This is a genomic window from Nonlabens sp. MIC269, from assembly GCF_001430865.1.
Taxonomy (GTDB): Bacteria; Bacteroidota; Bacteroidia; order Flavobacteriales; family Flavobacteriaceae; genus Nonlabens; species Nonlabens tegetincola.
On record NZ_CP011373.1, the window covers coordinates 671605 to 687596 of the forward strand.

Annotated in this window: 10 protein-coding genes; all 10 read left to right on the forward strand. The window is 43.0% G+C overall.

What is annotated here, in order from left to right:
• The first annotated feature begins 17 nt into the window (after positions 1 to 17).
• The 10 genes from AAT17_RS03075 (at position 18) to AAT17_RS03120 (ending at position 15989) form a co-directional block, all read left to right on the forward strand.
• On the forward strand, positions 18 to 4361 hold the full coding sequence (locus AAT17_RS03075; protein WP_060522894.1) for a CusA/CzcA family heavy metal efflux RND transporter: 4344 nt from the start codon (positions 18 to 20) through the stop codon (positions 4359 to 4361).
• The gene (locus tag AAT17_RS03080) at positions 4361 to 5560 is read left to right on the forward strand and encodes an efflux RND transporter periplasmic adaptor subunit (protein WP_060522895.1); all 1200 of its coding nucleotides are present in this window, start codon (positions 4361 to 4363) and stop codon (positions 5558 to 5560) included. Before AAT17_RS03075 ends, AAT17_RS03080 begins: the two co-directional genes overlap by 1 nt.
• A gap of 14 nt (positions 5561 to 5574) precedes the next feature.
• A complete protein-coding gene (locus AAT17_RS03085; protein ID WP_060522896.1) occupies positions 5575 to 5991 on the forward strand; it encodes a Fur family transcriptional regulator in 417 nt (138 codons plus the stop codon).
• A gap of 59 nt (positions 5992 to 6050) precedes the next feature.
• Complete coding sequence (locus AAT17_RS03090; protein ID WP_060522897.1) at positions 6051 to 6425, forward strand: DUF3703 domain-containing protein; 375 nt, start codon at positions 6051 to 6053, stop codon at positions 6423 to 6425.
• Complete coding sequence (locus AAT17_RS03095; RefSeq protein ID WP_042278121.1) at positions 6422 to 8389, forward strand: heavy metal translocating P-type ATPase; 1968 nt, start codon at positions 6422 to 6424, stop codon at positions 8387 to 8389. The genes AAT17_RS03090 and AAT17_RS03095 overlap by 4 nt, the downstream gene beginning before the upstream one ends.
• A gap of 329 nt (positions 8390 to 8718) precedes the next feature.
• Positions 8719 to 9138, forward strand: a complete 420-nt coding sequence (locus AAT17_RS03100; RefSeq protein ID WP_042278119.1) for a hypothetical protein — start codon at positions 8719 to 8721, stop codon at positions 9136 to 9138.
• A gap of 112 nt (positions 9139 to 9250) precedes the next feature.
• Positions 9251 to 13003: an efflux RND transporter permease subunit gene (locus AAT17_RS03105; RefSeq protein ID WP_060522898.1), complete on the forward strand. Its 3753-nt coding sequence runs from the start codon at positions 9251 to 9253 to the stop codon at positions 13001 to 13003.
• On the forward strand, positions 13000 to 14217 hold the full coding sequence (locus AAT17_RS03110) for a TolC family protein (protein WP_060522899.1): 1218 nt from the start codon (positions 13000 to 13002) through the stop codon (positions 14215 to 14217). The genes AAT17_RS03105 and AAT17_RS03110 overlap by 4 nt, the downstream gene beginning before the upstream one ends.
• A gap of 12 nt (positions 14218 to 14229) precedes the next feature.
• Positions 14230 to 14763 carry a DUF3347 domain-containing protein gene (locus tag AAT17_RS03115; RefSeq protein ID WP_060522900.1) on the forward strand — a complete coding sequence of 178 codons (534 nt, stop codon included), beginning with the start codon at positions 14230 to 14232 and terminating at the stop codon, positions 14761 to 14763.
• A 2-nt stretch (positions 14764 to 14765) separates the two neighbouring features.
• On the forward strand, positions 14766 to 15989 hold the full coding sequence (locus AAT17_RS03120) for a permease (RefSeq protein ID WP_060524962.1): 1224 nt from the start codon (positions 14766 to 14768) through the stop codon (positions 15987 to 15989).
• The last annotated feature ends 3 nt before the right edge of the window (positions 15990 to 15992 follow it).

Below are 15992 nucleotides of genomic sequence, written 5' to 3' on the forward strand. Positions count from 1 at the left end.
AATTAATACCCCTATCTATGATTAATAGAATCATTGAATTTTCAATCAATAATAAATTTATTATCGGCCTGTTCACATTGGCGCTTATCGGTGCTGGAATTTACAGTATGACCCAGGTACCCATCGATGCCGTGCCAGACATTACCAATAATCAGGTTCAGGTCATCACACAATCGCCCAATCTGGGGACAGAAGATATAGAGCAGTTCGTGACCTATCCCGTGGAAGTGGCGATGAGCAACTTACCGGAGGTTAAGGAAATCCGCTCGGTATCTCGTTTTGGACTCTCTGTGGTAACGGTTGTTTTCGATGATGATATGGGAACCTACCTACCTCGTCAGCTCGTTTACGAAAAACTGACCGAAGTACGCGAACAGATTCCCGAAGGTTTTGGCCAGCCGTCCATCGGGCCAATCTCAACTGGGTTGGGCGAAATCTACCAGTACACGCTTGAAGTTGAAGAAGGATACCCAGACGACTACTCGGCAACCGAACTGCGAACAATTCAGGATTGGATTGTCCGCAGACAAATGGCTATGGTTCCCGGTGTTGTGGAAGTGAATGCATTTGGTGGGAACAAAAAACAATATGAAGTGTCCGTTGACACTGACGAGTTGCGAGCAATAGGTGTCACGATTTCGGAAGTCTTCCAAACCCTTGAAAGCAATAATCAGAATACAGGTGGTGCCTATATCGAGCGCAACCATCAGGCGAATTTCATCCGTGGCGAGGGTCTTGCCAGAAGTGTTTCGGACATCGAGAATATGGTCGTCAAGACCGTTGAGGGCATTCCCCTTAAAATCAAGGATGTGGGTAACGTACGCATTGGAAGTGCGGTGCGCTATGGTGCATTGACCAAAGATGGTAAGGGCGAGGCCGTTGGCGGTATGATACTGATGCTTAAGGGAGCAAATTCCAACGAAGTCATCGAAAACGTAACCCAAAGGATGGAACAGATTCAGCAATCCCTTCCGGATGGGGTAAGCATCAAACCTTTTCTCGACCGTAGCGAATTGATTGCGGAAACCACGGGAACAGTAACTGGAAACCTATTTGAAGGTGGTTTAATCGTAATCTTTGTTTTAGTCCTGCTCTTAGGGAATTGGCGCGGTGGTCTTATTGTTGCATCCACTATTCCCCTATCGCTATTGTTTGCTTTTATATTAATGAACGTCTTTGACGTGTGGGCCAACCTGATGAGCTTGGGGGCCATCGATTTCGGTATCATTGTGGACGGCGCGGTAATCGTTGTAGAAGCCACGGTGTTTCTGATGTATTCCTACGTGGTCAAAAAGAAGGCAGTCAGTTCGAGAAAACGAGATGAAATCGCAGCCAAGGCTTCCAAAAAAATGATGAATGCGGCATTCTTCGGTCAACTTATCATCCTTATAGTATTCCTTCCCATATTGGCGCTGGAAGGCGTCGAGGGCAAGATGTTCCAGCCTATGGCACTAACATTCATCTTTGCAATGATTGGTGCGATGCTGCTTTGCTTGACTTATGTTCCAATGGTTTCGGCATTGTTCCTTAGACCGCCAAAATCTGAAAAGAAATCGTATGGCGATAAGTTTGTCCTTTGGATTGAAAGAAAATACGAACCCTTGCTTACTAAGGCACTTTCAAAGGGAAAAATAGTCGTCGGAATTGCACTTGCCCTTTTTGCGGTGACCATAATTGTCTTTACCAGAATGGGCGGTGAGTTTATACCCGAGTTGGATGAAGGCGACATTGCCTTCCACGCAATTCTGAAACCCGGAAGTTCCCTTTCGGAAACCATTGAAACCACCACCAAGATAGAACGCATCGTAAAGGCGGAATTTCCAGAGGTGGAAACTGTGATGAGCCGTATCGGTGTGGCTGATGTTCCGACCGACCCTATGCCAATGGATATTGCAGATGTTTTTGTCATACTGAAGCCGACCGATGAATGGGTATCTGCGGAAAGTAAAGATGAACTGGTCGAAAAGATGAAGGATGCCATTAGCATCGTTCCCGGTGTGAATTTTGAGTTTACCCAACCTATCGAAATGCGCTTTAACGAACTGCTCACAGGCGTTCGTGAAGATGTGGCTATTAAACTGTTTGGGGAAGATTTAGATGTTCTGGCAAGCAAGGCCGAAGAAATGGGCAAAATCATTGCGACCGTTCCCGGTGTTGCCGATATGAAAGTTGAGGCCACCGATGGACTGCCGCAAATTACTATTGATTACAACCGAAACAAAGTGGCACAGTACGGTTTGGAAATCGACCATCTAAATAATGTGGTACAGGCCGCATTTGCGGGCGGTAAGGCAGGTGTGATTTTCGAGGGCGAAAAGCGGTTCGATTTGGTGGTGCGGTTACAAAAAGAAAACCGTCAGGATATCGAGGATGTTCAAAATCTCTTCATCAATCTGCCCAACGATTCCCAGATACCCTTACGGGAAATTGCCGACGTAAGCTATGAACCCGGACCGATGCAGATAAGCCGGGATAATACTAATCGCCGTACCTATGTGGGCATCAATATCCGTGACCGTGATGTCAAATCTGTTGTACAAGAAATTCAGCATAAATTAGATGCTCAATTTGAATTACCACCAGGCTATTACATTCGTTATGGTGGTGCTTTTGAAAACCTTGAACGCGCCAGCAATAGATTACAGACCGTGGTTCCAATTGCGCTATTGCTCATTTTTATCTTGATATATTTTGCATTAAAATCCTTTCCTCAGACCTTAATGATTTACTTAGCCATCCCTATGGCAACCATTGGTGGCGTGTTCGCCCTATGGCTCAGGGATATGCCGTTTAGCATTTCCGCAGGTGTAGGTTTCATCGTACTCTTCGGGGTTGCCGTACTCAATGGATTGGTACTGATAAGCGGTCTAAATGAGCTGAAAGAAGAAGGCGTGACTAATCTAAAAGACCGCATCGTGGAAGGAACTAAACGAAGGATACGCCCTATTATGCTTACTGCTTTTACTGATATTCTTGGTTTCCTGCCTATGGCTATTTCAGCGTCAGCAGGGGCTGAAGTGCAACGACCCTTGGCTACTGTAGTTATCGGCGGATTAATAACATCTACGCTCTTGACGTTGTTTATACTGCCCATTTTCTATCAATGGGTCGAGAAACGCTCGGAACGGAAAGTCAAATTGAAACCAAAATTTGCTGCCGCTATGGTAGTGGTCTGTTTCTTATATACTTCCGCTTTCGCGAAAGCACAACAAGTTTCACAAAAAGATTCCCTGCCAGTAATATCATTGGAAAAAGCGGTAGAAGTGTCTAAGGAAAACTATCCTTTATTAATAACGAAACGTTTGGAAATTGAAAGACAAACTGCATTAAAGGGCATTGTTTACGATTTTGGCAATACCCAAGTTTTTACAGGTGGCGAGGAAATTTCGGATGGTCAAGGGATTTATACATTGGTTGGTTTAGGCCAACAGAACATCAACCTGTTCGGTATCGGTGCAAAAAAGCGGTTGCAAAAACAGCGTATCGCTTTAGCGGAAACTACTCTCGATCTATCCGAACTTCAAGTAGAACAGCAAGTTAAAAAGGCGTGGTCGCAAGCCTATCAGCAACGGCAGAAACTTAAACTGTATGAAGAACTGGATTCCATCTATTCCCAATTTGAAAAAGCCATCGCGCTCAATTATGAGGTGGAAGCCATTTCACGATTGGAATATTCATCAGCGACCAATCAAGCCTTGCAAATTAGCAATAAACTGCAGCAAGCCGAGAGTGATTATGCCATTGCGTTGCAGAAGCTGAATCTTTGGTTGGTTTCCGACACGTTCTATACCGTTCCCGATTCGTTGGACGAAAGCGAAGTGGCGATTCTGGGAATTCCATCAACTATAGAAACCCATCCAGAACTGGAACTTTCGCGAAAGCGGATTGACGTGGCTGAGACAAATTATGATGCAGCCAGAGCTGACTTGCTTCCTAAATTTAATCTTCTGGGCGGACTGCAACAGGTGAACGGCAGTAGCGGGTTCTATACCTATCAGGTAGGAATATCCGTTCCCTTGTTTTCAGGTACAGATCGCAGTCAGGCCAAGGCCGTTAAAATCGATAGCCAAATCGCAAGGACCAATGCTGATTATACAGAACGACAATTGCAATCCGAATATCAGCAAGCCGTACAATCCTATCAAAAATGGGAATCATCCTGGCAATTTTATAGAGATAAAGCCTTGCCGCTTGCTGAAGAACAACGTAAAGGGGCGTTACTTGCCTACAAGGAAGGCGCGGTAGATTATGCAGCGTTCACACAAATAATACGGGATGCCATCCAGACCGAAATGGATGCGCTGGACGCGCTGGACAATTATCTAAAATCAGTTTTTGAACTACAATATTTCAAACAATAATGAAAAATATATCTAAATATAAAGTTATCGGCTTAATGGTTATGCTATTAGGGTTAACCTCTTGTAGCGACTCTAAATCCAAAACAGCCGAACATAAAGAAGATAGTCGCAAAACAGAAAAAACCCATACAGAAGGAGAAGCTGAAGAAGTGATGCTCACGGCCAAGCAGTTCGATGCCCTACAAATGGAAATCGACACCCTGCAAATGCGGAATATGAGCGGGTACGTGGAAGCCAACGGACATCTCGAAGTACCTCCACAGAACGAGGCTACCATTACCACGGTGGTGGGTTCCAATGTGGTTTCCATCGAGGTCATTGAGGGCGATAAGGTTACAAAAGGGCAAACGGTCGCCTATCTATCTCATCCCAACATCATCGAAAAACAGACCGATTATCTCGATGCGTTCAGCAATAGTCAGTTTCTCAAGAAAGAATACGAACGGCAAAAAACATTGTATGATGCAGGCGTGGGTAGCGGTGCCAACTTTCAAAAGGCCGAAGCAGAATACCACGCATCCCGAAGCAGGGTCAACGGTCTCGAAGCGCAACTGCAACAATTGAGCATTAGCGCATCTGGCGTGCGGAACGGAACTATATATCAGCGGGTGGCACTTAGAAGTCCCATCGAAGGGTTTGTAGAAAAAGTGGCCATAAAAACTGGCCAATACGTGGATTCGCAGACCGACCTAATGGAAATTGTGGATACCCACCACGTACACGCAGATTTGATGGTTTTTGAAAAGGATGTCTATAAGGTCAAGGAAGGTCAGAAAGTGAAGTTCAATGTTCAATCCATTCCAGGGAAAGAACTTACTGCTGAAATTTATTCCGTAGGAAAAACTTTTGAGCAGAACCCAAAAGCGATTCACGTTCACGCAGAAATTGAGAACAAGGAAGGCAACCTCATACCCGGAATGTACATCCAAGGACGCATACAAACAGACAACAGCAAGACGTTGGCGATACCCGAAAGTGCTATAGCCGCAGATGGTGAACGATTCTTTGTATTCTCAGCCGAAAAGGAAGGTGATGATTGGTCGTTCAGACCCATTGAAGTCACCAAAGGCACCAACGATGGCGATTGGATTGCCATTGATTTTTTGAGCGAACAAGAATCGAATACGCAGTATGCCGTCAACAATGCTTACTATTTAATGGCAGAAATGAAAAAGGGCGAAGCGGAACACAGTCATTAAATACTACAATTACAATGAAAGAAATAGAACAAAGATTGAATGAAAATGATGTACGCCCCACGGCGATGCGAATACTTATCTACAAATACCTTGCGGAAAAGGATGTGGCCACCTCGCTGACCAATATTGAGACCGCTTTCGCGAAAGCGGACAGAACGACCCTTTTCAGAACCCTAAAAACTTTTGAAAAAAAAGGTGTGGTGCATCAAATAGATGACGGTACAGGCGTACAGAAATATGCCCTATGCGAACCTGATTGCAATTGTGAGCTTGAACAAGATTTGCACCTGCATTTTCATTGTAACAACTGCGATGAGACCGTTTGTTTGACCGAACATAAGATTCCACATATCAACCTGCCCGAAGGCTTTGTGGCAGAGGATGCCAATTTGGTACTGAAGGGTATTTGTGACAAATGCAGCGGACAATAACGCACTTCCGTTGCATAGGTCAGAAACATACCTTGCACTTTAAAAAAGAATAATAAATTATGAAATTTAATACGACCATACCAATAGGCCTTCGAGAATTTTATTTAGATGAACTGAACCTATATCGTTCTTCATTGCAAAGTGGAAATCTGACCCAAGCTTGGCACCATCTTGAACGTTCCCATATCCTTGGCCAATCCTACCCGTTGGAACACACCTATACCCATTGGCTAATGTTGAAATTTGGGTTACGCCAGCGAAACACAAAAGAAGTTCTGGGTCAGGTGTTGCGACTTTTGGTTGGTGGTTGGAAATCATTTATCGACCACGTACCTATCGGAAATACGGGTGGTAGTAACGTACCGCCTTTGAAAAGAATGGAAATGCCCGAAGACTTAATCAAAATTTTAAAGAAATACCGTAAAACCCTATGAAAAAGAAAAAAGTAAACTTACGGGATTTAGACCCGAACGAACATCAAGGTGAGCACAGTCACAATGACGGACACAACCATAGTAGTCCAGAAGAAGCATCCAATTTTAAGACCTACCTGCCCGCTATTTTCAGCTTTGTTATGCTGATTACGGGTATTGCCGTTGATTATTTCGATGCGTTCCCATTCTTCAGGGGCTGGGTGCGGATTATTTGGTATACCGTGGCTTACATTCCCGTTGGGTTTCCTGTAATTAAAGAAGGCTGGAACAGTATCAGGAATGGTGATTTTTTTACTGAATTTTTCCTGATGTCCATTGCCACCTTGGGGGCATTTGCCATAGGCGAATATCCCGAGGGTGTGGCCGTAATGCTATTTTATGCCGTGGGCGAACTCTTCCAGAACGCTGCGGTAAATCGGGCAAAGGGAAATATAAAGGCACTCTTGGATGCACGACCCGATGAAGCATTGGTTTATAGAAATGGGGATTTTGTTTCGGCCAATCCCGAAACGGTCGAGATTGGTGAAAGAATTCAGGTTCGCGTAGGCGAAAAAATCCCGTTGGACGGGATTTTACTTTCAAAAAAAGCATCGCTGAACACTGCTGCCATTACCGGTGAAAGCAAACCAGACACCATCGCCAAGAGCGAAAAGGTATATGCAGGAAGCATCAACTTGGATGGGGTCATTGAAGTAAAGACTACCAAAGAATTTAAGAACAGTTCCATCGCGCGAATCTTGGATATGGTGCAGAACGCTACCGCCCGAAAATCTAAAACGGAATTGTTCATTAGAAAATTCGCCAGAATTTATACACCCATCGTGGTTTTCCTTGCCATCGGACTGACGTTTTTGCCCTATTTCTTCGTGAGCGATTATGTGTTTAGGGATTGGCTCTACCGCGCTCTGATTTTCTTGGTAATTTCCTGTCCCTGTGCCTTGGTCATATCCATTCCCTTGGGCTATTTCGGCGGATTAGGTGCGGCATCCCGTAACGGAATTTTATTTAAGGGTGCGTCCTTTCTCGATGCGATGACCAAGGTAAATACCGTGGTAATGGACAAGACGGGTACAGTTACCAAAGGGGTCTTCAAGATTAAGGAAGTGGTCAACAAATCCAATTTTGCAGAAGCGGAATTTATGCAATACCTGATGGCGATGGAAGAACAATCCACCCATCCCATAGCCAAGGCGATATTGGAATACAAAGCCGATGGTGCGGATTTTGAAGCGACCGAAGTTTCCGAAGTGGCAGGAAAAGGTCTAAAAGGTACGGTCAACGGAAAGCAGGTATTGGTGGGGAATAAAGCTTTGATAGTTTCCAACGGCATCGAAGTCCCCTCTGAAACCGATACAATAGTCGAATCCATAGTAATGGTAGCCATCGACGGAAAGTTTGCCGGATACGTGACCATTGCCGATGAACTGAAGGAAGATGCCCACCAAGCCATAAAGCAAATTCGTGAGGCTGGCATTTCCAAAATCATAATGCTCTCTGGCGATAAGGATTCCATTACCCAACAGGTGTCTGAAGAATTGGATATCGATTGGGCGAAAGGTGGTCTGCTACCGGAAGATAAACTGAACGAAGTCGAGAAACTCAAAACACAACCCGATACGACCGTAGCCTTTATGGGCGATGGCATCAATGATGCACCCGTACTTGCTGCGAGTGATGTGGGTATCGCAATGGGCGGTTTGGGAAGCGATGTCGCCATCGAAACCGCAGATGTCATTATTCAGACCGACCAACCAAGCAAGATAGCGAGAGCGATAAAAATTGGCCGTTCTACACGTAGGATTGTCTGGCAGAATATCGGTTTGGCTTTTGGTGTCAAGGTCATTGTGCTTATCCTCGGTGCCGGTGGTTTGGCATCTATGTGGGAAGCTGTATTTGCTGATGTTGGGGTAGCATTATTGGCAATTTTTAATGCTGTGCGGTTACAGAAAAAGAGGTGGGAATGATAATTGACATACAGGTGTAAAAACTCAATGACGGCAAAGCTCAAAATCAAACATATCATTGAAAAGTGTGGGCTTTAGAGTAAGGAAATAGCCTGACAGTACCAAAACAACATTTTGTAGTTTGGAAAGGGACTTTTGGACAACAGAAATTGTCTTAAATAATTACGGTGCATCACCAAAGGCAGCTAAATAGTAACTAAGCGTCAAAAGAAAACAGGGACCAAAAAAATATCATATAACATAGAACGCTAATTGCGTATAATTCGGCAGTAAGGTTGATTTAATTATAAAACACCAATGTATTACAAATTTTATTACCTTTGTAGATAATGAAAATTTTAGTGCATAAAACTTTATCCGTGTTGATGGCATTTGTAGTACTCTTCACTACAATGTCATTTACAATAGATATGCACTATTGTGGGGAGACTCTGGTCGATTTTTCATTCAATGCTTCAGCAAAAACTTGCGGAATGGAAAAAGTTCAGGCTGAAAAGACCTGTAACAATCTCATGATGAAAGAAAAGTCTTGTTGCTCTAACAAGCAAATTGTGAAAGAAAGCAATGAAGACCTTAAAATGTCCCTGGACAAAGTCACATTCGAGCAACAAATTTTTGTTGCTGTATTCACCTATTCTTATTTGAACCTTTTCGAGAGTGCAGAATCAGAGGATCTTGCTTTCGAAGACTATCCACCACCCTTCCTAGAACGGGATATTCAGGTTCTACACCAAACTTTCCTAATTTGATGTATTAGATTTTTTGAATCAAGCCCAATTCCGAGTGTTCGGAACTATGGGCTTCAACGCGTGTGTTTGATTTCAAACTACGTTATCGTTCAATTATCTAATTATCAAGCCTATGCTAAACAAAAGCATAAAATTTCTCATTCAAAACAAACTCGTTGCTGTAATACTTTTAGTCCTATTCATAGGCTGGGGTACGGTGAATGCACCTTTCAGTTGGGACACGGGACTACTTCCGAGTGATCCTGTAGCAGTTGATGCTATTCCAGATATAGGTGAAAATCAGCAGATCGTATTTACTCGATGGCAAGGACGTTCACCGCAAGATATCGAGGATCAAATTACATATCCGTTGACCACTTCCCTATTGGGAATTCCTGGTGTAAAAACCATTCGTAGTTCTTCAATGTTTGGGTTTTCCAGCATCTACATCATTTTTGAAGAAGATGTAGAGTTCTACTGGTCACGCAGCCGCATCCTGGAAAAACTAAATTCCTTACCGAGCGGTCTTTTACCCGAAGGCGTTAATCCAGCTTTGGGACCGGATGCAACTGGATTAGGTCAGATATTTTGGTACACCTTAGAAGGTCGTGATCAGGATGGAAACGTCACAGGTGGTTGGGACTTGCAGGAATTGCGCAGTATTCAAGATTACTACGTAAAATACGGTCTGTCATCTGCCAGCGGTGTTTCTGAGGTAGCATCCATAGGTGGATACGTCCTGGAATATCAGGTGGATGTTGACCCAGAATTGATGCGCCAGTATGGCATACATCTCAGCGATGTAGTCAAGTCCGTTAAACAGTCAAATCAGGATATAGGCGCACAAACCTTAGAAATCAATCAGGCAGAATACCTCGTACGTGGGTTGGGTTATGTCAAATCCATTTCAGACATTGAGAATGCGGTAGTTGACTCAGAAAATTTTACATCAATCCGCATTAAGGATGTCGCTAAGGTTCACCTAGGTCCGGCAACCCGAAGAGGTATCCTCGATAAAGAAGGTGCTGAAGTGGTGGGCGGTGTAGTAGTTGCACGTTATGGTGCAAACCCGATGGAAGTCATTAACAATGTCAAAGACCAAATAGCAGAAATATCATCGGGACTACCCACAAAAGAACTTTCAGACGGTCGTACATCACAGGTGACCATTGTTCCTTTTTATGACCGTACAGAACTTATAAAAGAAACACTCGGTACACTAAACGAGGCCATCACACTTCAGATTCTTATCACCATTCTGGTCATCGTTGTAATGGTGTTCAATCTTAGGGCATCTGCTTTAATTACTGGGCTATTGCCCGTAGCGGTGTTAATTGTATTCATCACGATGAAGCTCTTTAATGTGGATGCGAATATCGTTGCGCTCTCGGGTATCGCTATTGCCATTGGTACGATGGTGGATGTTGGTGTCATCCTTGCCGAAAATATGATACGCCATTTGGAAGATGAAAAATTACGCTTTCGCGAAAGCGGTGAACCCTACACCAGTAATGAAATCATCTACAACGCTACGGCAGAGGTATCCGGTGCCATTCTCACAGCGGTTCTTACTACTATCATAAGTTTCCTGCCCGTTTTTACAATGATAGGTGCTGAGGGCAAATTGTTTCGACCACTTGCGTTCACCAAAACCATGGCTCTTGTAGCCGCTCTTATCATCGCATTTTTTCTGATACCGCCGTTTGCCGCCTCTATTTTCAAAAAAAGAGAAATGCGCCAGCGCCTTAAATATATCGTCAACGGTGCATTGATAATCGCAGGAATTACTGCAATTATTTATGGCTACTGGTTAGGACTGGTTCTTGTAGCCTTTGGTGCGGTAGCTATTTTATCTGTACGTGTTTCGCTTTCGCGAAAGCAAAAAAACCTTCTAGATACACTCATAGCAGTAATTGCCGTCGTTTTTTTATTGGCAGAATACTGGCGACCGCTGGGTTTTGATCGCAGTTTATTGATCAACTTAGTTGTGGTCGCTATACTCTGCTTTGGGTTTCTAGGTGTTTTTTCTTTGCTTAGAAGATACTACGATCGTATTCTGAGCTGGGCTTTACAAAATAGATTAGTATTCCTTACTATTCCTACTGCGCTATTAGTAGCGGGTTTCTTTATCATGAAGAATACGGGCAAAGAGTTTATGCCTGCACTCAATGAAGGCTCTTTCCTGTTGATGCCTACTTCTTTACCACACGCTGGTGTCGAGGAAAACAAGCGTGTATTGCAACAGCTTGATATGGCGGTGGCCAGTATTCCTGAAATTGAAACCGTAGTAGGCAAAGCTGGTCGTACAGAATCCGCACTTGACCCTGCACCGCTATCGATGTACGAAAACGTGATTCAGTATAAATCTGAATATATGCGTAACGCCTCAGGTGAACGGCAACGCTATCGGGTAAACGATGATGGACTTTTTGTATTGAAAAATGAAAGGTTCCATAGCAATCCAAACAATGAAATAGAAAACGATGCAAATTATACTGCAAACCAACTGCAATCCGCCATTGCCAAAAATGACTTGATTGAAGATGACAATGGCGAGTACTACCGCAATTGGCGACCCGAGATTGAAAGTCCAGATGACATTTGGAACGAAATCGTCAGTGCTACAAAATTACCTGGCGTTACCTCTGCACCAAAGCTTCAACCTATCGAAACCCGACTGGTAATGCTACAAACGGGAATGCGCGCACCTATGGGTATAAAGGTCAAAGGGCAGGATTTGCGAGAAATAGAATCCTTCGGGTTCAAATTGGAAGAAATTCTGAAACAAGCCCAAGGCGTCAAGGAACAAGCCGTGTTTGCCGACCGAATCGTAGGAAAACCTTACTTGCTCATAGACATTAAACGTGACCAACTGGCACGTTACGGCACATCAATAATGGATGTGCAGGAAATACTTCAAGTAGCTGTAGGCGGTATGCCTTTGACTCAAACTGTAGAAGGACGTGAGCGTTATTCCATAAGAGTGCGTTACCCAAGAGAATTACGGGCAAACCCTGATGATTTGAAGAATATTTATGTGCCTGTAAACAATGGAAGTCCTGTTCCGCTTAGCGAATTGGTAGAAATACGTTACGAGCAAGGACCACAAGCTATTAAGAGTGAGGATACGTTTCTGGTAGGTTATGTTCTGTTTGATAAACTGGACGGCTTTGCCGAGGTGGATGTGGTAGAAAATGCCCAAGCCTTAATTCAGAAGAAAATCGATAGCGGTGAGTTGGTCGTGCCCCAAGGCATCAGCTACAAATTCACGGGTACCTATGAAAATCAGTTACGTGCCGAGAAAACCCTTTCTATCGTAGTCCCACTCTGCCTAATAATTATTTTTCTGATTTTATACTTTCAGTTCAAATCTGTGACTACATCGCTAATGGTATTTACAGCTATTGCAGTTGCTTTTGCAGGTGGCTTTGTGATGATTTGGCTTTATGATCAGGATTGGTTTCTCAATTTCAGTCTGTTCGGTGAGAATCTACGAGAGCTCTTCAACATTCAGACAGTGAATCTAAGTGTGGCTGTTTGGGTTGGTTTTATCGCTCTCTTTGGTATTGCAACAGATGACGGTGTGGTGATGGCAACCTATCTCAACCAGACATTTGACAAAAGGAAACCGAAAGAGATTAGTGGTATCCGTAAGGCTACGCGTAGAGCGGCTGGCAAGCGAATACGCCCTTGCCTGATGACAACAGTTACAACCGTTCTGGCTCTATTGCCTGTGCTGACCTCTAGCGGAAAAGGTAGCGATATAATGATACCTATGGCAATCCCAATTATGGGCGGTATGCTTATCGATGTGACGTCTTATTTCTTGCTGCCTGTTCTATACAGCTGGAGGGAAGAATATCAACTTAAAAGAGCAAACAAATGAAAAACATACTAATAATACTATCCTTGGTGATGTCATTTGCTTTCGCGAAAGCGCAACAACTACAAGCTTACATTGATGAGTCAATTGAAAATAACCCAAAAATACAAGCCTTTGAACTACGCTACAATATTGCCGAAGAAAAGGTTTCTGAAGCCAACTGGATACCAAATACTGAAATAAGTGCCGGCTATTTTATCAGCGAACCAGAAACCCGTACAGGCGCACAAGTAGCTCAATTCTCGGTACGACAAATGCTTCCTTGGTTCGGTACGATTACAGCTCGAGAAAACTACGCTAACGCTCTAGCGGAAGCAGAATATGTTGAAATCACTATTGCTAAGCGCAAGCTTGCGCTCTCAGTAGCACAATCCTACTATCAATTATACGCTATAAAAGCAAAACAAGATGTTCTTGAAAGGAATATCGGGTTATTGCAGACTTACGAAAAACTGGCCCTAACATCTGTCGAAGTAGGTAATGCCAGCGCAGTAGATGTTCTGAAATTACAAATACAGCAAAATGAACTACTGCAACAAAAAGAATTACTACAAGAAGAATTTCTTGCAGAGCAATCCAATTTCAACAACCTGCTTAATCGGGAATCAGTAAGGCAAGTTCAGGTAGTAGACTCATTGATTATTCCTGAAACGGATCCTTTATTAGATGAAGCTGCCTTGACACTTAACCCTGAACTGATCAAATACGACAAGCTGTATGAATCTATTGAACAATCTGAATTACTCAACCAGCGAGAAAGCTCGCCCGTGCTCGGTTTTGGGGTCAACTATCTGCCCGTACAGGAACGACCAGACATGAATTTTAGTGACAATGGCAAGGATATCTTAATGCCAATGGTATCACTTAGCATTCCGCTATTTGACAACCGTTTCAAGTCCCGTTCACGGCAGAACGAACTGAGACAACAGGAAATTGAGTCACAAAAACAACAACGGTTGAATGTTTTGGAATCTGCTTTCGCGAAAGCGAAATCCCTAAGAAATAAAGCACGTATATCATTCGACACGCAAAACAAGAATTTAGCCCGAGCAAAGGATGCTGAAGAAATCCTATTAAAGAATTATGAAACCGGAACCATCGATTTCAATGATGTGCTAGACATTCAGGAATTGCAGTTGAAATTTCAAACCCAACAAATCCAAGCCATACAGCTTTACTATGTACAATCTGCATATTTAAATTATTTAATAAACTAAAAAATTTTTATCATGAAAAAACTAAAAATCACAATCGCAACACTTTCAATTCTAATAGCATTTAGCTGTAAAGATGCTCATCAAGATGCTCAAGTAGAAAGCAATGAGGTAGAACAAATAAGTGAAAAAGAGCAACAAACTGCTGAAGTCTCTTTTAGCAAGGACATGACTGGCAAACTATGGAATAATTACTTGAAAGTAAAAACTGCATTGGTTGAGAGTAATGCAGAAAAAGTTCAAACCGCAGCGCAAAGTCTCTCACAGAATTTTTCTGAACAACAGGAGGAATTGAAGTCTATAGTCCAACAAATGGCCAGTACAGATGACCTTGAAAAGCAACGTGAATTGTTCTCTAAAATTAACGAGCAAGCCGAGAGCTTGTTTAAAAACGAATTAAACAATGGTACGATTTACAAGCAGTACTGCCCGATGGCTTTTAATAATACGGGTGGCTACTGGTTCAGCGATGTTGATCAAATACGTAATCCTTACTTCGGCGACCGTATGTTAAAATGCGGGAACGTGGCAGAAACGATAAAGAAATAGATATGGATAACTTCCTCAAACAATGGGGTGAGGCAGCCTACACATCTACCGGGTTCTTTTGGATGGCGCTTTGGGCGTTTATTCTGGGTTACATTATAAGCAGTATGATACAGATTTTTGTGACCGAAAAACGTATGCAGGAAACCATGGGTGAGAATGAGGGTAAAAGTGTTCTACTAGGTACATTTTTTGGCTTTATCAGTAGTTCATGCAGTTTTGCTGCTCTGGCAAGTGCAAAATCTATTTTTAAAAAAGGTGCAAGTTTTGTCTCTTCTATCGCCTTCCTTCTGGCATCTACTAATCTGGTTATAGAACTCGGGATCATTATTTCCATTTTTTTGGGATGGCAGTTTGTGGTTGGAGAATATGTGGGCGGTCTATTACTGATACTAATTTGCTGGACTCTAATCCGGGTTATCAATCCCAAAAAACTAATTGAAAAAGCTCGAAAGAACCTGGAAGGACAGGGTGATGACGAGATGAATGATTCCAAAGATTGGAAAAAACAGATCAGAAATGAGGAGAGCTGGGCAAGGGTCGCCAAGAAATATAAGATGGAGTGGCAAATGGTCTGGAAAGATGTGACCGTAGGCTTCACCATTGCTGGAATTGTCGCTGCCTTTGTACCAGACTCATTCTTTCAGACTTTATTTATCAATAGCGGTCAGGGAAAAACCGACTTTACATTTTTGGAAATTCTAGAACATATCGTGGTCGGTCCCGTAGCGGCCTTTCTCACTTTCATAGGCTCAATGGGTAACATCCCTTTGGCAGCATTACTATTTGGAAAAGGTGTAAGTTTTGCTGGAGTGATGGCTTTTATTTTCAGCGACCTTGTCGTATTTCCTGTACTACGCATCAATGCCAAGTATTATGGATGGAAGATGTCATTTTTCATTCTATTCCTGTTGTTTGCCGCATTGATTGGCACTTCCCTAGCCCTACATTATGGCTTTGATTTGATAGGAATGTTACCCGATCCCTCACAGGTAAAAATTCAGGACAAGGAACATTTTAAGATTGATTACACCTTCTTTTTGAACCTGGCTTTTCTAGCCGTTTCAGGATATTTAATTTACCTAGGATTCTACAAGAAAAAGGATGTGGAGCACTCCATGAGCGAGATGGCACCCAAAAGTCCTGTACTTGAAAAGGTATTGAAATATGCTGCATTTGTTTGTTACATATGGCTTACGGGTGGGCTAATAATTAAATTTTTAAATTAAGAA